We start from the raw sequence: 19,507 nt of genomic DNA, 5'->3' as shown, positions 1-19,507 counted from the left end.
CACAGCAAACGGACGGATGAGAATGGCGTCAATTAGAAAACGTGGTGGGACCTGGCAGGCGCAAGTGCGCCGGGAAGGACATTGCGCAACATCGAAAACCTTCCGCACAAAGGCTGCAGCCATCAAGTGGGCGCGAGACCAGGAAAGCCGCCTCGACGATGGAGAGATGCGCGCCGAGGCGAGAAAGGAACCTTCACTCAGATTGAGAAATCTATTGGAGCGCTACGAGCAAGCGATCACGAGGCACAAGCGAGGTAAGGCCGCTGAGCGGGCACATATGGGGGCCATCTATCGACATCCAATAGCCAATGTATCGGTGAAACGCTTCACACCAGCGCATATTGCGAATTATCGCGATGATCGGCTGTCAGTAGTCTCGCCGTCGACCGTCCGGCGGGAAATGGTTATCTTGCTGCATTGTCTTCGTATCGCAGCCGAGGAATGGCAGTATCCTGTCCCGAAACAGTGTTTTTCCGCAGTGTCCCGCCCGCGGGAGAGTGCTGCTCGATGCCGGCGACTTATGCCGGGTGAACTCCAGCTAATCTTGGACGAGTGCGATAACGGGCCTTCATATCTGAAGCCGCTTGTTTTGCTGGCGCTCGAAACGGGAATGCGCCGAGGCGAACTGCTGTCGCTTACATGGAGGAGCGTCGACCTGAATCAGGGACTTGCCTATCTCAAGGACACAAAGAATGGGGAAGAAAGGACCGTGCCGCTTTCAGCCGCGGCGCGAGATGTGCTGCTCTCAATGGCTGGGATTAGTGGGAAGGTCTTTCCTGCAACGCCGAACGCGACTCGATTAGCTTGGGAACGTATGAAGCGGCGAGCTGGCATTGAAGATCTCAGATTTCACGATCTTCGGCATGAAGCGATCAGCCACTTCTTCGAGATTGGGCTTTCATTGCCAGAGGTGGCGCTGATCAGCGGGCACAAAGATCCGCGCATGCTGTTGCGATACACGCACCTTACGGCCAAGTCGGTAGCCGACAAGCTATTCTCATTCTCGAAGGAACAAGACTATGCGAAGTAGGAAACTGGCCCATTTGCTTTCTCAAGAAGCGAAATCGGAAGAATTTCTTGAACTTGCGAAGCGGTACCAAAAAGACAGGCGGCATAAGTCAAATTGGGATGATCTGATCAAATACTGCGACGCTAGGGATTTCGGGTGCTCAACTGAAAACATGAACGAGTTGGCAGACCCGATCAACTGGTCTCCCACTGTTATCGAAGAAAACAGAAGACCACGGGTTGCTCTGATGATGCGCATCAATCAGCGTGGGAATTTCGTCATTAGCCACAACAGCGCGCGCGACAAGATTGTCTTTCCGGAGGACTTCTCGAGGGCATTCTGGGCCGAGCAATCAATCCATTCTTGGCATTCGGCGCCGGACCCCTGCAACCTCATGTGGGTGCCGGAATTTGGCAGTCTCTGCTCATCTGCTTCTGTGACGCGAAATCCAGTTGCCCAGTCGCTGATAGCAGCGTTTCACGCCAAAATTAGAGAACTGGTTTTTGACATTTCTCAGAAGCTCGATTTGGTGGCGAGCTCAAATATCAAACTCCGGATTGACGATGACCAGATAGTTGGGGTTGCTATCGAGGAGGACCCCAATATGCGTCGATTAGAGCAGGAAATGCAGATGCATGAATATTGAATGCCTTTCCTCCTTCCGGCAGTTCGAAGGCGGCAATCCGGAGGGTGGTTCTTGAGTTCTTGGGTTCGCGGATCAGCCGAGATTAATTTTCATCTGATCCTTTTCGATAATTTCCCCACAATTGAAGAACTCAGGAACCAAGAACCCTCTATCAATTTGACCCGGCCGATGAGACGTGCTGGTCGACAATTCCAAGCACCGTTCCAGAAGAAGAAGCCACACCTTCGTAGTGCGCTTTTCGTTCTGCGTGAGTAGCCATCAGCCAACGTTGAGCATTCCGAAGTGCCCACAGATCAACTGATGAGCCATTCGAAAGTTTGGTTTTTGCCAACTTCCTCGCGCCCATTTCATGCAGAGCCTTCGTCACCTTTGATGAGGACGGCGGAGCGAACGAATGCACGGGATTGGTCAGCAGGCTGATAATATCTCGTACAGTGGCAAGCTCTTTGACTAGCTTTCCGTCACTTACAAGATCCTGGATGTCGGTCGCTACCGGCGTTCTGCTGGCTTCGATAATATCCGCCTTCGCGGTAGTGACGGGCGGGCGACCATGAGGCGACCAACCGGAAATATCTCGATCAAGCAAATCCCGTTTGAATGCGGCGAGCTGTTGGATGCCGGCGGTGAACAACCGATCATAGTATTTCTGGTTTTGTGCAGGGAGATCGATCCGAAAGACTGCGTTACGCCGTTCGCCAGGTTCAAACACAGCGGGGATCGCGCGGTTTGTATAGATAAAAATTCCACGCGGCGTTCTGACTTCGCTCGCCCGAATGTACTTTTCATTCGCTACCACTGTGTCGCTCGTAAACCATGGCTTGAGAGAATTTGTAACTTCCCACCGAGACGATGTGGCCATCTCTTCGATTACCAATATCTGAGTGTTGCCCAAGGATCGCCTGTAGTCGCTTGCATGAATCGCAGCGTCATCTACCTTGACATTCCTATCTCCGAAAAGCGCTTTTAGAATCTCAGTGATGAACGACTTTCCGACACCGTGATCGCCAATGAGCATAATGCCGTGTTTGATTTTTATGTCGGGCTGCTGAAGGAGATGGGCAAGGTAATTAAGTACCCAGTCGCGGTCCTCCTTCTTCGGCAAAATAAGCTGAATGTGCTCATCGATGACGCCAGTTTCGCCTGAAATCGGTGTCAGGCCCCCGAAAGTCCATTCATTCAGAACATGCGCGTCATCAGAATGACTAATGATCAGCCGGCTATCGCCGGGAATGTAGTCTGTTCCAATCACCTTCGGGGAGCGATCATCATGAACGAAGCGCATATGAGTCTTAGCAACGCGATGCGCGAAATGGTTATTAAATGAACTCGCTGGCAGGGCCGCCCGATCATCCGATGTTGGATGATACATATCGGTTTGTGCGCATAGGACGTATTGGGATTGAAGCTCAAGCAAATCCCGGTCGCCGAACGCGAGTTTGTACGGTGAGGTCATATCTGCAGCCCTAAACGGGCACCGAACGCATTCCGGAGACGCTAGCTCATCGGCGATAAATCCGCATGTGCGGGGCTTGACCTTTCTCGCGTGCCTGAGCTTGGCATCGGTTTCCGCGGCATCATATCTCGTCGCATCCAAAGCGGAGAGCTCGTGAAAATGGTCGTCACCGTTGTCGCAATGTGCGGCCAACGTCGCCGCTGCATACCACTCAGGCTCTGATACCTCTGTTGGTTCGTCCCGAAGTTTACCTACAAAACGGCAGTGCTTCTGCAGCAAGCTGAAATCGGCGTAACCCTCTGTAGGATCTGTAGGATGAAGGAAGGGGCGCTCGTCCGCTTGTTTCCTGGAGACGCCGGCGCCGATCAGCATCTCATAGTCTTCTATTTTCAATCTGGTTTCAGATTCTGATTTCAGTTCGACATGACGAGCATCCGAGTACTTCCAATTCCGTGCGCCCAACGGCCTTGTAACCCGAGACAAGTCCGATACGTCATCGATCGCCCATCCTTGCGCGGCCATAGCCGTTTTCAGAATATTTGTTACGCCCTTGGTAACAGCTGCTGCCCTGGCATTGTCAGCTGGCGACTCGATGATGAACGGTTCATTGAAGAGGTAATAGAGGTAGAGCCCACCCCCGCTGGCGATGACCTGCGAGGGATCCGGCAGGGCCGTTTGCGCCACAACTGCCATGGCTTCCTGCTCCGATGTGGGATAATTCTGCTTTGCGTGCTTACCGGAGTTCAAATCAAGGTCGATCAGAACGCCAGGAAGAGCATATGCGTCCGTAGCTTTTCGGCTCGGGCGATGAAACAAACACCATCCCACATATACGTCGCGACGCTCGGCGTTGGCTTCGAGCCAAGCTGTCAGTTCCCTTTCTTGCTCTGGCCAGGAAAAAAAGAGCTGTTTGGTGCCCGAAAATGCACAAACATACCCCTCAGCATTCCCCCATCCGTCCGCTAGCTTCTCGATATTGATTTTCACGTTATGCTCCATTGTCACTCATAATTGATCGTTCGGTCCCGGTCTGAGGAGCGATTTGGTGATGCATCGAGAAAGTTTGAGTCGGGAACTCCGCTTCCCCTAGAGTACTCGGAAAATAACCGCGTTTCGGGCTTCTCTCGGATGGTCCCCGAGGCGGTCGAGGTGTCAATCGCTCGCGATTTCGCGCTCGTTTGAGAGCGGGCTTTCTCGCTCCGACGTAATTTTCAGATCACATATGTCTTCTTCCCGGCAGCTCCCAAGCGGCCGACGCAAGTTCGGGAAGATCACTGATTTCGATCTCACGTACATCGCGATCCTCACAAGACAGGAGCACAGGAGCGCAGTCTAGCAAGTCATCAACGACATAGGTGAGCCAAGGCCGCAGATGGAATTTTCCATCGTCCAGCTCAAAGACAGCAAACTTGCTTCCCTCGTTCTCCACCAGAAAACGCGCATCAACGATCGGGAAGAACTGAGAGCCGGAGCTAGTCGTAAGGGTTACTCCATCGCAGAGTTCATCGCCCCCATCAGCGTGAATGAGGTCATCGACGGCCTTTGCGCAAAAACGCGGTTTGTTTCCAAGGAGGACAGGCTTAGGCAGCTGTCCGTTCTTGGCCATTCGGGCGACAGTCCGCACCGAAACGCCGAGTAAGGCGGCAACTTGGGTTTGGGTTAGAAGCTTGTTCATCGGTCAGTACCTTTTTTTCTTTGTCTGACAGATGTGGCTAGTGACAGGCGCGGCGACAAACCTCGACTGCAGCGTCGTGCATCACCTGCGTAGAAATAGGATTTTCGAGCCGGAAAAGGCCACTACATTGTCTAAATGGAACAACCAGACGAAACAAAAGCGTGGTGTAGAGAGAAGCTGGCTAACCACTTGATCAGCTCATCAACACCGCCATGGCGCCCCGTACCTAGCCGTGAAGTGGCGCGGTTGCTTGGAGTCAGCCTGCAGGCTTTGGCGAACTGGCGGGTTCGCGAAACCGGGCCTGTGCCCGAGCCAAGACAGTGCGGAAAGGGGAACCGGACTTTTTACCGTCTCGATGAAGTCGCGAGCTGGCTTCTTGAACGGCGAGTCATGCCGTGGGAAGTTAGTCGGGATTGGCTGGAGGAGAGGGGGCTCGCGGTGGATGACGCATCAGAAGTTTCAACCGAATTTCTGATTAAGGCGGCTGACCCGTTTGTATAAGACCTAGCCATAGTAGACCGGGCAGCGTTGGCGATTAGGCGATGAGTCGGACAACGCTGGCATCACCGACGCGCGCCAGAGTGGTATAAAGGCTTACAATGCGAGCAGCACATAGGACCACAGATCATGGGTCCCGAACCGCCTCCATTTAGCGCAATAAAATCAAGTACTTGTGGGGGCGGTTCGGCAGTCGGCGCAGGACCTGCTGGACGGGGAGGTCCGGTGCCCCAGCGCTTGACACTAAGAGAAGATCCTTGACCCGTTGCGGTGAGGGCTCCGGCGAAGACCGCCGGGGTCTGGTAGCCGAGCGAGGAGTGTGGCCTCGCGGTGTTGAAATCCTCCCTCCATTCGGCGATGGCGCTGCGCGCATGATCGATGCCGAAGAACAGGCTCTCGTTTAGGAGCTCGTCCCGCATCCGTCCGTTGAAGCTCTCGACATAACCGTTTTGCATCGGCTTGCCGGGCGCGATGTAGTGACATTCGACACGGTGATCCTTCGACCAGGCAAGGATGGCGTTCGAGGTGAACTCGGTGCCATGGTCGGAAACGATCATGTCGGGCTTGCCGCGACGGATGATCAGATCGGTCAGCTCACGCGCCACCCGGCGACCAGAGATCGACGTGTCCGGGATCGCAGCCAGACACTCGCGCGTCACGTCATCGACAATGTTCAGCACCCGAAAGCGCCGTCCGCAGGCGAACTGGTCTTGCACGAAGTCCAGTGACCAGGGCGCATTCAGTATCGCCTCGACCAGGATCGGGGCTCTCGTGCCCAGTGATTCAATTCTGCTTCGGCTTCAGGCGGACTACATAGTTTGATGGGGCAACCTCGAAGCGATCAGCTAAGACTACCCTGATCCACTCGCGTACGATTTCCCACTGTTTCCGCCGCTCGCCGGCATCGTAATTCGGGTACATCTCTCCAACCAAGCGGATGCCTTCTTCATCGTCTATGGTGCCTGGGACCCCTTCGAGAACAGTCATCATGCCGGGAAGCGAGGAAATTGCACCCGCCACATGACTAACAAACTGCGGTTCATCTAAGCCGCTCGGCACGGCCAATGCCTCGACATCAGCCTTGGCGTCCTGCTCAGTACTCGAGAAGATTCCGGCGCCAGTCGACAGCTTTCGGTACACGTCATAAAGGCGATCCGGCGCTGCACATCTGGGCAACCAAAAAGAGGTCTGTGCTGCCGTGTTTTCGGGATCGACTTTCTCAGCCTCCGGCAAGCTTAGCTCCTCGAGAGCATCTGCCTCCTTCTGGATCTCATTCCGAAGCGCAAAAGTCGCTTCATAGGCGTGAGCAAGTCGCTCCAGGAGCGCTTGAACCTGCTCGTCTGAACGCTTTAGATCCACCAAGATCTCGATGTTGGGATTGGGGCTCCAACCGAGCGCCTTGCCGGTCAGATTTGCTGATCCGACCAGACATGCATCGTCAGCCACATATAGCTTTGCGTGGAGCTCATCGAGGAGAAGCAGCTGAGTGTTTTCTTTCTCGGTCATCAACTCAAAGACTGAGAGATCGCTTACACCTGCAGCAACCTCAGCAGCCTTCCAGCGAGTAACGACCGTGACACGTACTCGCGGCGCGACGAGCTCGAGTAACTTTTCAAGTACGTCATGTTTGATGAACGGCGCACATAAAAGGACTTCTTTACGCGCGGACCCGATCAAACGCTTAATGCGTTCGCCATCTGATAGCATTCAACTAGGCCCCATTTTATAGCGCTGCGTCGTCATCCAAATCCAGGAATGACGCCGCCATCTGACCCCAGTCAAATCTCACGCGCTCAAGAGCGCGGGCCTTGTCAACGCCGGCTTCGCGCTCATATCGCGCCCAAGCTGCAAAGAGCAATTTCGATGCGTTAATCGCACGCAACAAACGCTCCAGAACCTCTTCCTTCGTTAGCTCGTCTATGTCTTCGTCCACGGTATTCACCGTTGCAAAGACCGCGTCAAACATGGGGTGCTTTCTGTTGAAGGTAATCTCGGTAAGACCGCCTTTGCTCTGAACATTGAAGAGCTGAAAGGAGTCCGGGAAATCCGCCTCTAAGAATACGACTTTGAGGCTCTTCTCCTTAATGAGCTCGATGAGATTCTCAGCGTCTGCCTCAGAGTATTTGTTCGTCTCCTGAAGGTCCTCTTTTAAGGCCTTGAGATCATCGTCACTCGTTTCCGCAGTATCGTCTGCGATGGGTTTTTCTTTCGCTCTCTTTGTCCAGGCTTCATTAGCCGATGCCGTGGCATCATCAGTCTGGTCGTGTCGCTCCTTGCGGGATCCCCGCCCTCCAACAGCTTGAGCCTTCACCGTCTCTAGCAATTGCTTCAAATTCCGCTTGAGGCTGTCACTCAGCTCCAACAGCCAGCCAACAGGGTCTTCGTCTTCCTTCAACCGGTTCACGACGTCACGGAAATCTTCACCATCCTCAGCAAGCTGCTGCCAATCGATCGTTGCAAGTTCCGAGAAGTGAGTTGCGGCTTGCTTATTGTTTGTAACGCCGAAAATCTCATCGAGAGCAGGCGGAAAGTCCACCTCGGCACCCCACCATCTCTCGCGGGGGTCGTAGCCGTTACACCAGCCCTTATCGAGCATGAGCTCTCTTCCGGCGCGAACCACAGATACGCCCATGTTGGCTTGCGCATGTTTCCCGTAAGGGGTTCGACCGCGATCAGCTCCGTTCGCAGCCTCAACCGTTTCCGGGAGCGCTACCGAATACCGGACATGTACGGTGTGGGTCTTTCCGCCGTACTCAATTTCGACCGGGTCATCGTGAACGAACTCAAACATCGGTCTATCTTTGAATGGTTCGGGCACATTTGGAGACGGCAGAAGATAAAGCGGATCGACCACCTGAGCGTTATGATCTGAGAGGATCGAGCCATCATCTTTCACGGCGAGCAAACGTAGGCGCAGCTTGCCATCGTGAATAAAACGCCGATAGATGCGCCCAGCGATCTGCTCGGTGTTGCTCAGTGTGGATTTAGCGCTCTTCCAAGTCAGTCGATGGAAATCGAGTTTGGTCCACACAACCAGTGTGCCAGTCTTACCAATGCACTCGGAGAGTTCCGACCATTCTTTCGGGACGGATTGTTGATCCGGTGTAGGAATTAGGCTCATCTCACCTTTCTCGATCTCAGAGACATCGAGGTAGGAGTGATAGGCGTTGTCTGGCCCATTTTGCCACGTCCAGACATCGACCCGGCCGGCTTGCGAGATCGAAGCGTTCGGAAGCCCCATACCGAAACGACCGATACCGCTCCGGTCATTCAGCCGATTACCGTTGCCGAATTGAAGCGCCTTTCTCAGCGTTTCTGGCGTCATTCCACCGCCATTATCCAAAACAGCGATTGCAGATATCCGAGAGCGATGACGCTCCTTCACGAGGGATTCCGATTGGCGACAGATCACCTCGATGCAATCTGCATTTTCCTGCTGAGCATTGTCGATTAGCTCAGCTAGCGCATAAGCAGTATTCTTATAACCAGAGTCACGCATCGCCGTGATTGCGAGGCTTGATGGTATAACTGAAGAGTCATTATCAGACATTTTCCCCACCAGTTTTATTAATGTTCACGCCAAACGTCTTCCCAATTCTCAAATGCTTCGGCCATATCGCCGAAGCCTGGTAGCGACGTATCTACGATTGTCGAAATAGTACATTCCTTGTTGCCACCAGCCTTAACACCACGTGTCGCCCGACCTACCATTTGGCTGTAAAGCACGAGTGATTTTGTTGGACGAGCGATTATGGCTGCGCTGGTTTTCGGGGCATCGAAGCCGGTAGTTAGGACGCCGAAGTTACTCAGGACGATTGGCGCACTCTTATTTGATTTGAAGGCGCGGATGGCTCGTTGCCGGGCGCGCTCCGTGGAAGTCCCGGTGACCACATGGCTTTCTATCCCCATAACATTAAGGACCGCAGAAATCGTTGCGGCATGCTTCACTGACGCAGCAAAAAGCATAATTCTCTTGTGGCCATCCGCAGTCAGAGCCCTAATCTCCTCAATAATTACTTTATTTCGCTCGGAACTATTACACAATTCGTCAATAATATCATCACTGTATTCATCACCCTTACCGGAGGGTTCTGTTGAGAGTTCTGTCGGAACTTCGATCCGCTTGAAGTTAGGCTTCGCGAGATAGCCAGATTCTATGAGGTAGTTGACGGGATTATCCCACCCTTCGACGCGAAGGACGACTTTGCGATTTTCAAAGAAGTCGGAGAGTTTTTCGTCTTCTTCAACATCCGACCACGTGCGCCCCGGAGTGGCTGTAAGCCCGACTAAAGCGCTTTTCTTGCCAGCATTGGCAAGCTGATTGATTACGTCACGATATGTTGGAGCTATTCCCTGATGCGCCTCATCGACGACAACAAGGGTGGTTTTCATTCCGATTTTGAGCAGCGCTGTTGGATTTCGCGAAAAGTAGGCGTGGAGTTTTTGAAAGCCTCCGACCAAGAGGCCGTCGGTAAAGTCATTCATATCAGGATCATGCCGCCCCCACATACGCTTGAGCTCCAAGGGGCGGTTACCCAAATTCTTCCAAGCCTCCTGGAAAGCGGAAGCTCCTTGATCCAACAACTCCGAGCTGTTGGCCAACCACACGACAATACCTGGCTCATGTTCGATGAGATATCGGCAAATGAGATGCATCGCTGAGCGTGTTTTACCAGCGCCGGTCGGCATGTGGAGTATGACTCGCCCATGGCCGGCGCCAACAACGCGCCACACACGGTCTACAGCATCGCGCTGATGGTCGAAGAGACCAAAGTTCGGCTGTAACGTTTCATTCGCTTGGATTTCAGAAAAAGCGACAGGTTCATCGACCACAAATCCAAAGAACCCGAGGTACTGCTTGAAAACGTCCGCATCCCTGGACGGATCAAATTTCTTGATATCTCCCTTGAACCCAATACGAGCGGCTAAGCTTGCGAGCGCGCTTTCTTCCATGCTGTTTAGGATAATGCTCCTAAATTTCGCTTCGGCGAAGTGCGACTCAGGCTGAGTATCGATCAGGAGAAGGGCGGCGCTGCGAACGTTCTTATTAACATCAGAAGCCGAAGATATAGACTTTATTAAGGATACTATGTCATCCTCAACTATATCATTAATTGTATCAATAGAGACCCTCGACAAAAGAGTCCCTAAATCTTGCCCAGCCATAATCTACCCCGAATAATGAATTTCAGAACACAGACTAACAGAACTTATTTATGGCAAGCAAGGCACATCTTACTTTGACCGTACAGGTCATCAATATCAATCGGCTCTTGATTGGGGCGGAGCGGATTTTTCATGCTTTTCGCCTTCATCCGGGATAAGCGCTCTTCATAATCGCTACGGATTTGGGCGATCCGATCGGGCTTTTCCAGTTCAGACAAGGGCTCTCCTTGGGTCCAAGTGAACGGCGAACCATGTTCAACGGCGTTCTTCTCGTAGCGCTTCGCTTCTTCGAAAGCTTCGGGGTGCTGTTCCCTGAGGCGAACCCACTCGATCTTCTGCTGGAAGAAACAGAAGGTGCAGCCGCTGCGGCTCCGCCAGGAGTAATATTCGGGCAATCCTAGGCCAGATGTCTCCAGGATTTCCATCACACCGGCCTTGTCGATACCTTCCTCTTTGAAGGGAAGGCGTATCTTCAGATTGTCGTGCTTAGAGCTGTACCCTTCACGATATTCCTCATCCGCTCGTATCGCCACATAGGAGTAGACCTCTGTTCCTTCTTTGACGATGGGCTTAATCCATTCCTCAAAAGGACGGAGCTTCAATTGGCGGGTGCACCAACGCGTTTGCGCGGAGGGAAGGAAATTATTGTACTGCTTGAGCCAGAAATCGAAATCCCGATCTGGATTCAGACGCTTAATCGGCTTTCCGAGAACGCCTTCAAGTCGCACCAAAAATTCATAGACCTCCGGCAGCTCTTTACCGGTGTCGGTGAAGAAGTACTCGATGTCGAGTTCCGGATGATGGTGCCGCATATAAACAGCCAGCGCAGCACTGTCTCGCCCACCTGATAGGCCTAGTACGTGTCGTACTTCCTTCTTTTCATGATTCATAATCAGTTACATATTTTCTTTTGTTGCTATGACATTTATCCAATCGCCGCGGCCCGCACGGCTTCCTTCACCGCCGGAAATCCACACGTCATTGATTGTGACGCTGGAGAAGGGCTCAAACAGACTTCGGAGCCGGCTCTCTGTCATGTCCAAGAAGAACCGTCCGTCGGTCTCGTGTCTTTCGCCTTCGCCATGCTTGAAGGAAGCATAGAAAACGCCGCCCGGTTTCAACGAATGAATGAGTGATGCTAAAACCTGGCTCATTTCGCGCATGGGCACGTGGAGAAGAGACGCGCAGGCCCATACTCCATCGTACTTGGCTTCGCTTGAAAACTCCTGAAATGTCAGGTGCTGGATGGGGACCCCGGTCTTCAGCGACCCGATCCGGCAAAGTTCCAACGACGCATCGAAGGCATCAACCGCGTAGCCACGACGTACGAACTCAAGAATGTCTCGTCCTGCACCACACCCAGCATCCAGGATCACTCCTCCTTCTGGAAGCCTTTTGAGGAAGCGCTGATAAATCGGCGCCATATCAACTTGGAGGGTGTCTTGAGCATAGGTCTCAGCTTGCGCATCGTAATATGCTATAGTCCGATCGACCTCAGCGAGCTGGGCGAGAGGAGAGCTCACGATCCACGCTCCTCATGCTTGTCCTCGCCAGAGAGGATGCGCAGCAGAATTATCGATAGCGCGACGATAAAAAAGCCCGCCCCCTTAGGAAGGCCTGCAAAGGGCCAGTATTTGAGCATTGCAAATATAAATGATGCACCTGCGGCGAATAGCATTAGATAAGAATACATAGTTATGGTGCTATATTTGCCTAGCCAGCCGATTTTCGGATTTCCCGGCCTACCTGACGCAAAGCTTTCCGGGTTAAATGCTTTAATTCGCTCCAGATAGCTTTCAAAAACATCCCGGATTCGAAAAAGCGAAAATATCAGCAAAATATTACAATAGCCTGATAGGATCAGAAGCCAAAAACGTATTTGATCATCGAGTACTTCAGTCACTCCCGCTGCAAACCAAAGTCCACCAGTCAACGTCATAGAAATCGTTGGAAGATTATTCATCTGGTTGTTGAGATTGCGAGCTTGTTCGAAGTTTTGCTGATAGCAGATTGAGTCACGCTCAAATTGTTTCTCATCCATGGTGCGCGACTTTCACTTTTACCGAATTGGAAGGCTCTTCGGGGGGCATCATGTAGCGCGTGCTCAATTCGGCCAGGGCCGCGAGAACAAGATCCCTGTTTCCACCTCCACCTTGTGCAATCGCCTCCTCAAGCTTGCTGACCATAAGATCGATGTGTTCACGGTCAGCATCAGTGACATCAAACTCGTTCATGAATGGGGTAGGACGGCCGGAAACGCCTACCACCACTGCCATGGCTTGACGCTTGTCTCGCCGACCTTTGACGCGAGCAAAGGCTTCAGCCTTGTTGAACTGTTGCGACAGCTCGGCAATCGCAAGCTGAGCTCGGTCAAGATCCATATCAATCCAGTCGTGTGGCGGTTTGTTCGCCGCGAGACTAGCGAGGCCTTCGATCTCTTCTTTGCCCCCGGCGAAGCGCGCCAGGCGTCCTATGAATGCGTTTAGTCGGAAGTCACCACCGATTTGCTCGATATTCTCCGCCCTCGCTCTGAGATCAGCCAAGGCCTGCGGCGATCGGTTCGGGACATGCAGCTCATCAAGCATACTGTCGACGAATCTATTGAGCATTTCGGGATAGGCATTCACCATTTCGCCAAGCGCTGCCCTCACATTCTCGACAACGGAAGTGAGGTGCGCCGGGTCCGATACGTCAGCTCCATCGCCGACGAGTGACGGTAGGTCATTAAAGATCAATCGATTGGGATCATTGGCCTTCTTAAAAACCGTTCGCATGTGGATAGCGTTGGATGACAAGCGCATCGTGCGCTGTGTCCAAGGCTCCAGTGCGTCGAAGATTGATATCAGCCCTCGGCCAACATCGATCGGCTCAAGGTTCTCTAGGCGGTTTTGACCATCAAGCTCCCGCACAACCTCAGCCAATTCGGAAAGGAGCCGGCGTGATACATCTGATAGATCCATCCAGCGGACTTGCACTGAAGCAGGATCCTTCGCGAGATATTCGACATCCAAATCCTTAAATCGCGCCTGGAAAATGCCATCACGGTAGAAGGCGACATTTCGCTTCATCGATAGAACGAATGCCACCGCTAGAGTCGGCATAAGTCCGTCACGAACGCCATAGGGTGGCTTGCGCCAGAGATCATAAATCTCCTGAAGGGAGACGGAACGGCTCGCGTTCTTCTCCAAGTGCTTAGCAGCAGCCGCCCAAATTGGTTCCAGATTAGCGTCGCCATCGCTCGTCGGCTCTTGAAAGAGCCACTGGCCACGAACCTTCTTGTATAGCCCCGTAGCCTCCAAAACAGAGACAAACAAACCTGCTTCGGCCGGGTAGCCTTCGATTGAGAGACGTTCTTCTCCCTCATTTGTCACCATACGCTTGAGCAGAGCATTCTGCGCTGCAACGGCACTACTTGATGGTTTAATTCTATTCAGCAACTCATTGAAAACACGAGGAGCTTTGGGGAATCTGTTCGTAGCGAGCTTTGACGCCAGTGCGTTTACCTCATCCCACATGAGCCGCCTAGGTTTCGCGAATCCTTTCTGGAACCACAAAGCATTGTCGAACGCGCGCTGAAGCTCAGCATTCAAAGCGGACTGCAGGTTCGCAACGCGAACTTGGATCTCCCTTCGCGCAACGGCATCGCCCTGGAGCTCTGTGCGGTCCGCCTGCAGCTGCTCATAAGCAATAAGCTCTCGCGCCAAACTCGTGATATTCCAGGCGTGGTGTGAGAGGCCAATAATCACCTCTGCATCAACGCTCAGCTTGGATGCAGCCTGGCATTTTGCTTCGGCTTCTTTTTGGTCCTCTCCCGCGTCTGGAATGACGAGAAGAAACTGCCCGATCGTACCGTTTGTGGGTGAAAAGTCGCGAACGCAGGCCTTTAGGGAAGAGAGGGTTGCGATGTCGATATCGAACCACCGCATTGTTCCGGTCTTATGAAAATGCCGCTTGGCGAGAATGGGATGCAAATCAGCCAGATTCTTGAGCGCGGCGATATCGACGGCTTGTTTGCCAACCAACACCTCTTCCAAAGCGCTATCGATATCAAAGTCGCTCCCAGCGAAAATTGCGTAGGCACCGGCGTGCTTCTTGTAGATGACGAGGGACCACGCCGCGAGTTGGTCCAACGCTTCGTTCAATTCGGTTTCACCGAATGAGGGAAGGCTAGCAGCGAGAATTTCGAAGCTAGGAGCAATCCCAGAACGGTCCTTCAAGAGATCAACGACGGCGATCGTTTTCAGCAAGCCTAGATGGATTGCTTCTCCACCGAGGGCTTCGCAACGCTCAACGGCTTCTGCACCTAACGCCCAGCGATGGACATCTGGTGACGCCATGATCGACGGTTCGAGATTACTCTTCAGATAGTCCCAAAGTGCATCTGGCTGATAGAGAGCTTTGCTATCGGCGTTATCCAGAAAATCAGAGAATCCGTGCGGTTCTGCTGAATTCAGGAAGCCGAAGATGCTGCGCTGGTTTTGTCCAAATCGACGGCGGGAAAGCGGCCCTAGAAGCGCAGCGGTCACAGGATGGAGAGGCCAGCAGTCCGCGAGAACCTTATCTATGTTCTTGGACGTACCTTTTCGCCGCCGCGTGATATGGGCACCAACTGTCTTGGACAGAGCGATGTGATTTTTAGTTTTCGGCTGCGCCACAATTGCCTGAGAAATCAGCTCGATTTGCTCTTCGCCAGCAACGTTTACCGGCAGGTCAACGAAACGTCCTTGTATCTTCGACCACTCGTCTCTGGCTTCACGCGACAGCTTGTTCGCATACTCGTCAAACGCTTGGTGCAGAATGCCGACGAGAACCAAGCGCCCATCGCTCCGGCAGGCGGCCTCGGCGAGCTGTTGAAAGATATAAATGTCTCCTTGGCTCTGCCCCGCCGCTTCGAGGAACTTGCCCATCTCATCAATGAATATGATGACGCCGCCCTCACCAGGCGCATAAGCCTGCGCCTTACGCTCGATGAAGCTCACCAAAGAACCTTCATCCCATCCGCCTTTGGGTGTCCTTGTGCTCTTCAAGCTGCGCTGGAAGGCTTCGGCCAAGACGTTCACCGGATTATCACGTCGGCCAACCACTGGGATCACATCCCAGCCAGCTTCGCCTGGCGGCATCGCGCGCCATATTTCTCTTGCCGCGTCCGCTCCAACTGCTTTCGCCGCTGCCTTCCGCGTAGCTGCCGAAGAGCTCAGCAACGCGCTAAGCGCGACGACAAGGCTTGATTTTCCGCTTCCATACGGCCCCGTCCAAGTGAAGGCGCTTTGCCCTACTTCGCGAACATTGCGCGCCATCGAGCGTAGGATCTCGACGGATGATTGAGGGCAGATAAAGCCTTCTAAGGCTTCTGGCTTGTCGAAGTCCGTGTCGATGCGGATCGATCGCTGAAAGCGACGAGCAATTGAGACTGCGTTTTTAAGGGACATTATGCAGCCTCCATTTTGTCATGTACGCGGTAATCAAGCTCGAGGAAGGTCAGCGCGTTCTCGGTCGGAACCTGCGCGCGGCGCAGCAGCTGCTTCAATCCGGCAGTTTCCGACCATTGGATAGCGCCGGCAGTCGTCTCTTCGATGTCGCTTAGACGCTCTGCGAGCTCGTTCTCATCAAGCAGAAATACCCTGCCTGGAGAGCCCGGCTCGTGCGCGATAGCTTCAAAAGAAAGGGTGTTTGAGTCGGAATATTTGGACCAAAAGTCGACTAGCGCGTAGGCGAAAACACCCTCTCCTAAAGAGCTCTTTGGCCCACGCACAACTCTGAAGCCATCTTTCTTGCCGGTTGCTTGGATAAGACCGAGCTCAGTCAGTGGGGATTCCAAGATATCTTCACCTGTGACGGAAGCAGTTGTTGGCCTCGCAGCATAGGTTCTTACGAAGCACTCTACGTCACGTTTGACAGTTGCGGCGGAAACGCGCGGCCACTGCCTTTCATCGGCAAGGGCGACCAAGGCGCTTACAAGATCCTCACGCTCAAAGGAGAGCCCGGCAAAGTGGTTGAAGAACCAATACCATGTCGTGCGATCCGGATTGCTGCAGAGCTCCCAATGAATCAGCCACAAGGTGGCAGGGTTTTCCATGAAGGGATCAAGGCCATTATCTGAAAGGATGCGCCGCGCCATCGGACTCAACTCAATTGGACCGGCAGAGCTCGCCTCGCAGATCATCTTGGTCGCCATAGCCCAAAAGCGAATAGAAGAGACCATGTTTCGACCGACGCCGAAACGGGAAATAGCATCCTCTTCGAGAAATATTTTGCGGGTTTCGGCACCGTTTTTGCATCCCGAAACTGCGTCGGCGGCCTTCTTGAGCCAGCCATATCTTAATGGAAATGTCTCATGTCCGGAAAATTGAGGTTTATACTGATCGCTGTAAATAATACTACGTGCCATGAAAATTTGACCTGGATTGTTATTCCAGGTGGACGATAACGCGGCGTTTGATGTAGGGTCAACTGAAAACTGGAGCGTCGCTCCAGGACGAAAGCTTAATCGCTAGGCAATGCGTTGAAAATAGCAAATTCGCCGAAAATGAAAGTACATAATTAGTGATATACTTTGATTATCAAGCGAGCAGCCCGCTCTCTGAGGAGGCATTCGCTGCAATGGTGCCTTATTGGAAAGAATCGTTCGGCAATCCTCATTCTTCGGAGCACATCGTTGGATGGAAAGCAAACGAAGCAGTCGAGAAGGCACAGGAAACCGTCGCGCAGCTTATTGGAGCGGACACCGATGAGATTGTGTTTACCTCAGGCGCGACCGAAGCGAACAACCTAGCCCTCATTGGTATGGCACCGTCTATTAGCGCTCGCCCCCGTGTGGCGGTTAGCCCTATCGAGCACAAATGTGTGCTCGCCTCAGCACGGACAATTCGCGACAAGTTGGGCTTCGAGGTCGAGAGGCTCCGAGTTGACCCCACGGGAGTCGTCGATTTTGAGCATTTGGAAGCCATTCTATCAAAAGGCATCTCGATTTGCTCAGTTGGGGCCGTCAACAATGAGATTGGCACCATTCAAGACATTGAACGCATTTCTGAAGCTTGCAGGCGGCATGGCACACTGTTTCATTGCGATGCGGCTCAGGCACCGGTCGCACTTGATATCACCGCGCTCGCGCGTTCGGCTGATCTGATCAGTCTGTCGGCCCATAAGATGTATGGGCCGATGGGAATCGGCGCGCTTTTCGTCAGAAGGGAATTGCAGGGTCAAATTGTTCCCGGAATCGTTGGTGGCGGCCAACAAAACAACATTCGATCAGGGACGTTACCGTTGCCACTGGTTGTTGGTTTCGGCGCGGCAGCAGAACAGCTCACCCGGCCTGATGCTCATGAGGAGCGGGAAAGAGTAGCAATGCTGAGAAACAGGCTCGCGAATGAAGTTCTCGCGCTCGACGACGGTTTTACGTTGAATGGACCATCGTTCCAAAATCGGCATCCGGGAAATCTGAACGTTTGCTTCCGCGGATTTGATGCCCAGGACATCTTAGCGAGCCTCCAGCCGAAACTCGCGGCTTCTTCCGGATCCGCATGCACTTCAGGCATCCCGGAGCCTTCGCATGTCCTTCGCGCAATCGGCCTCGATGCTGAAGATGCAGAGGCTTCGGTGCGATTTAGTATCGGTAGGCTCACGAACGCCGACGAGATAATATCGGCAACCGAATTGATTGCCGATACAATAGAAAAATTGCGATAGCGCTTACCTGCGCTCGACGAGCCAATTTGTGGCTTCAGAAGCCTTGCTCGCTGCCGTAAACACGGCCTTCTTGTCGTTCTTCAGCACGGCCAGCCAGTTCTTGACGTGGCAGGCATGATCCGGACGCGGTTCCTGGCTGATGCCAAGATCGCTGCACAGGAAGGTCGCACCAAGCTCGGCCACAAGTTCTTCCATGGCGTAGCCTTCGGTTCCGAACCGACCGCTCATATCGCGTCCAAGACGCTTCTCGGCACCGGGCCAGTGCACGAGCTCATGACACAGCGTGGAATAGAAGCCTGGTATGTCTACCATTCCATCACACTCGCACGGCGCCATCGGGCCTTAAGGTTGTTCCAAGGTCACAACGCCTTGAACCGCATACGCTTTGCCGCACAAACCTGCGGATATTAAGTTCGCTGGGAGGTGAACTGACCAGATTGGTGTGAGCCGTGCTTCTTGCGCCGATGATAGCATGCGTTCCGCATCGGCTGTAGCGGTGCCGTATCGTACAAGTATTGCTATAGTGTATTATGCGATGTCGGCGCTTATTAGATGGAGCCTCCCTTTATTAATAGAAATACACATATGGCGGTTTCTACATGAGATATAGAGAGCGCATGTCAAACAATTTAATTGTCGAGCAGATTAGCATGCTAACAAATTAAGCGGAGTATTTATTATATTTATTATATTTATTATTAGGGGTAACCAGCGAAGAGGGACAACCTGCTTGGTGAAATAGTACTTTTTCCCATCCGAACAGCGGAGCCTGTGTCGCATCGTACCCGCAAGAACCCCTTTAAAACGCTCCGAAAAAAGGTGTACTCCTTCGCTTGAATTTGTCACACCAGTGTCACAGCGAAGGCTCGTTAGGCGCTAATTCGCGCCCTTGCGCGGATTAAGCGCATTCGCTACCTTTCGAAAAGCGATAGGATAAGTGGCGAGAATTCAAAGACTTAAGGGCGTCGGAAAATTTGCCTTCTTCAGGCACCCGTAGCTCAGCTGGATAGAGCGCTGCCCTCCGAAGGCAGAGGTCACAGGTTCGAATCCTGTCGGGTGCGCCATTATCCTCATCATTTTCAAATACTTAATCTCTAAGCGCGCATCGTCTGTCCAAGTTTTTTTGTCTGGGTAACACGGGGGTAACACCGCGCGATCGTTTGGAGAAATTATTGGGCGGCAATATGCAAGAACCTCTTATCAGAGGCAGCGGATCAAAATTCCGGTGTTCGTCCGAAGCCGTCGTACGATGGATTTTCGATCAACGACCGCTTTGCGCCCTCAAGCACGAACCCGCTTCGCGGGAGAGTCGCGGGTGGCGAGATAGCGTCATAATTATTGGCTTCGGCCAAGACAGGCCTGATCCGACCATGG

14 protein-coding genes, 1 tRNA gene and 1 pseudogene are annotated in these 19,507 nt (G+C 53.0%); 4 read left to right on the top strand and 12 right to left on the bottom strand.

Annotation, left to right across the window (positions count from 1 at the left end; all coding sequences use genetic code 11):
* The first annotated feature begins 22 nt into the window (after positions 1-22).
* Positions 23-1,030 (top strand): tyrosine-type recombinase/integrase, encoded by a 1,008-nt coding sequence (locus IG169_RS00080; protein WP_193174111.1) that lies wholly within the window; start codon positions 23-25, stop codon positions 1,028-1,030.
* 13 nt (positions 1,031-1,043) lie between these two features.
* Positions 1,044-1,655 (top strand): hypothetical protein, encoded by a 612-nt coding sequence (locus IG169_RS00075; RefSeq protein WP_193174110.1) that lies wholly within the window; start codon positions 1,044-1,046, stop codon positions 1,653-1,655.
* Between the two features lie 151 nt (positions 1,656-1,806).
* Here the strand turns inward: IG169_RS00075 and IG169_RS24295 are convergent, their stop codons facing one another.
* From IG169_RS24295 to IG169_RS00020, 11 genes and pseudogenes are all read right to left on the bottom strand, one after another.
* Positions 1,807-4,095, bottom strand: a complete 2,289-nt coding sequence (locus IG169_RS24295; protein WP_193174109.1) for a DUF5906 domain-containing protein — start codon at positions 4,093-4,095, stop codon at positions 1,807-1,809.
* A 229-nt stretch (positions 4,096-4,324) separates the two neighbouring features.
* Positions 4,325-4,783, bottom strand: coding sequence for a helix-turn-helix transcriptional regulator (locus tag IG169_RS00065; protein WP_193174108.1), 459 nt, complete (start codon positions 4,781-4,783; stop codon positions 4,325-4,327).
* A gap of 761 nt (positions 4,784-5,544) precedes the next feature.
* Positions 5,545-6,063 (bottom strand): annotated as a pseudogene (locus IG169_RS00060) (integrase core domain-containing protein); the annotation flags it as partial.
* A 1-nt stretch (position 6,064) separates the two neighbouring features.
* Positions 6,065-6,988, bottom strand: coding sequence for a phospholipase D family protein (locus IG169_RS00055; protein WP_193174107.1), 924 nt, complete (start codon positions 6,986-6,988; stop codon positions 6,065-6,067).
* Positions 6,989-7,004: 16 nt separating this feature from the next.
* Positions 7,005-8,831, bottom strand: coding sequence for an ATP-binding protein (locus IG169_RS00050; RefSeq protein WP_193174106.1), 1,827 nt, complete (start codon positions 8,829-8,831; stop codon positions 7,005-7,007).
* Between the two features lie 17 nt (positions 8,832-8,848).
* A complete protein-coding gene (locus IG169_RS00045) occupies positions 8,849-10,447 on the bottom strand; it encodes a DEAD/DEAH box helicase (RefSeq protein ID WP_193174105.1) in 1,599 nt (532 codons plus the stop codon).
* 44 nt (positions 10,448-10,491) lie between these two features.
* A complete protein-coding gene (locus IG169_RS00040) occupies positions 10,492-11,337 on the bottom strand; it encodes a phosphoadenosine phosphosulfate reductase domain-containing protein (protein WP_193174104.1) in 846 nt (281 codons plus the stop codon).
* A gap of 6 nt (positions 11,338-11,343) precedes the next feature.
* The gene (locus IG169_RS00035) at positions 11,344-11,970 is read right to left on the bottom strand and encodes a methyltransferase domain-containing protein (RefSeq protein WP_193174103.1); all 627 of its coding nucleotides are present in this window, start codon (positions 11,968-11,970) and stop codon (positions 11,344-11,346) included.
* Positions 11,967-12,488, bottom strand: a complete 522-nt coding sequence (locus IG169_RS00030) for a hypothetical protein (RefSeq protein ID WP_193174102.1) — start codon at positions 12,486-12,488, stop codon at positions 11,967-11,969. Before IG169_RS00030 ends, IG169_RS00035 begins: the two co-directional genes overlap by 4 nt.
* Entirely contained in the window at positions 12,481-15,876 is a 3,396-nt protein-coding gene (locus IG169_RS00025) for an ATP-binding protein (protein ID WP_193174101.1), read from the bottom strand. Before IG169_RS00025 ends, IG169_RS00030 begins: the two co-directional genes overlap by 8 nt.
* Positions 15,876-16,835: a DUF4007 family protein gene (locus IG169_RS00020; protein ID WP_193174100.1), complete on the bottom strand. Its 960-nt coding sequence runs from the start codon at positions 16,833-16,835 to the stop codon at positions 15,876-15,878. The genes IG169_RS00025 and IG169_RS00020 overlap by 1 nt, the downstream gene beginning before the upstream one ends.
* A gap of 155 nt (positions 16,836-16,990) precedes the next feature.
* On the opposite strand from IG169_RS00020, the gene IG169_RS00015 reads away from it, so the two are divergent.
* The gene (locus IG169_RS00015; RefSeq protein ID WP_193174099.1) at positions 16,991-18,133 is read left to right on the top strand and encodes an aminotransferase class V-fold PLP-dependent enzyme; all 1,143 of its coding nucleotides are present in this window, start codon (positions 16,991-16,993) and stop codon (positions 18,131-18,133) included.
* Between the two features lie 3 nt (positions 18,134-18,136).
* On the opposite strand, the gene IG169_RS00010 is transcribed toward IG169_RS00015, so the two are convergent.
* Positions 18,137-18,445, bottom strand: coding sequence for a zincin-like metallopeptidase domain-containing protein (locus tag IG169_RS00010; RefSeq protein WP_246717036.1), 309 nt, complete (start codon positions 18,443-18,445; stop codon positions 18,137-18,139).
* A gap of 675 nt (positions 18,446-19,120) precedes the next feature.
* Between IG169_RS00010 and IG169_RS00005 the strand changes: the two genes are divergently transcribed.
* A tRNA-Arg gene (locus IG169_RS00005) sits at positions 19,121-19,197 on the top strand.
* Positions 19,198-19,507 lie beyond the last annotated feature (310 nt).

The sequence above is a fragment of the Oricola nitratireducens genome, from assembly GCF_014904745.1.
Taxonomy (GTDB): Bacteria; Pseudomonadota; Alphaproteobacteria; order Rhizobiales; family Rhizobiaceae; genus Oricola; species Oricola nitratireducens.
The sequence above is the reverse complement of the archived record's forward strand: the minus strand, read 5'-3'. Positions and strand labels throughout refer to the sequence as shown.

Excerpts from the sequence above, each read along its gene's own strand:
- IG169_RS00080 (WP_193174111.1), top strand. The coding sequence starts at position 23 with ATGGCGTCAATTAGAAAACGTGGTGGGACCTGGCAGGCGCAAGTGCGC.
- IG169_RS00065 (WP_193174108.1), bottom strand. The coding sequence starts at position 4,783 with ATGAACAAGCTTCTAACCCAAACCCAAGTTGCCGCCTTACTCGGCGTT.
- IG169_RS00055 (WP_193174107.1), bottom strand. The coding sequence starts at position 6,988 with ATGCTATCAGATGGCGAACGCATTAAGCGTTTGATCGGGTCCGCGCGT.
- IG169_RS00050 (WP_193174106.1), bottom strand. The coding sequence starts at position 8,831 with ATGTCTGATAATGACTCTTCAGTTATACCATCAAGCCTCGCAATCACG.
- IG169_RS00045 (WP_193174105.1), bottom strand. The coding sequence starts at position 10,447 with ATGGCTGGGCAAGATTTAGGGACTCTTTTGTCGAGGGTCTCTATTGAT.
- IG169_RS00040 (WP_193174104.1), bottom strand. The coding sequence starts at position 11,337 with ATGAATCATGAAAAGAAGGAAGTACGACACGTACTAGGCCTATCAGGT.
- IG169_RS00030 (WP_193174102.1), bottom strand. The coding sequence starts at position 12,488 with ATGGATGAGAAACAATTTGAGCGTGACTCAATCTGCTATCAGCAAAAC.
- IG169_RS00025 (WP_193174101.1), bottom strand. The coding sequence starts at position 15,876 with ATGTCCCTTAAAAACGCAGTCTCAATTGCTCGTCGCTTTCAGCGATCG.
- IG169_RS00020 (WP_193174100.1), bottom strand. The coding sequence starts at position 16,835 with ATGGCACGTAGTATTATTTACAGCGATCAGTATAAACCTCAATTTTCC.
- IG169_RS00010 (WP_246717036.1), bottom strand. The coding sequence starts at position 18,445 with ATGGTAGACATACCAGGCTTCTATTCCACGCTGTGTCATGAGCTCGTG.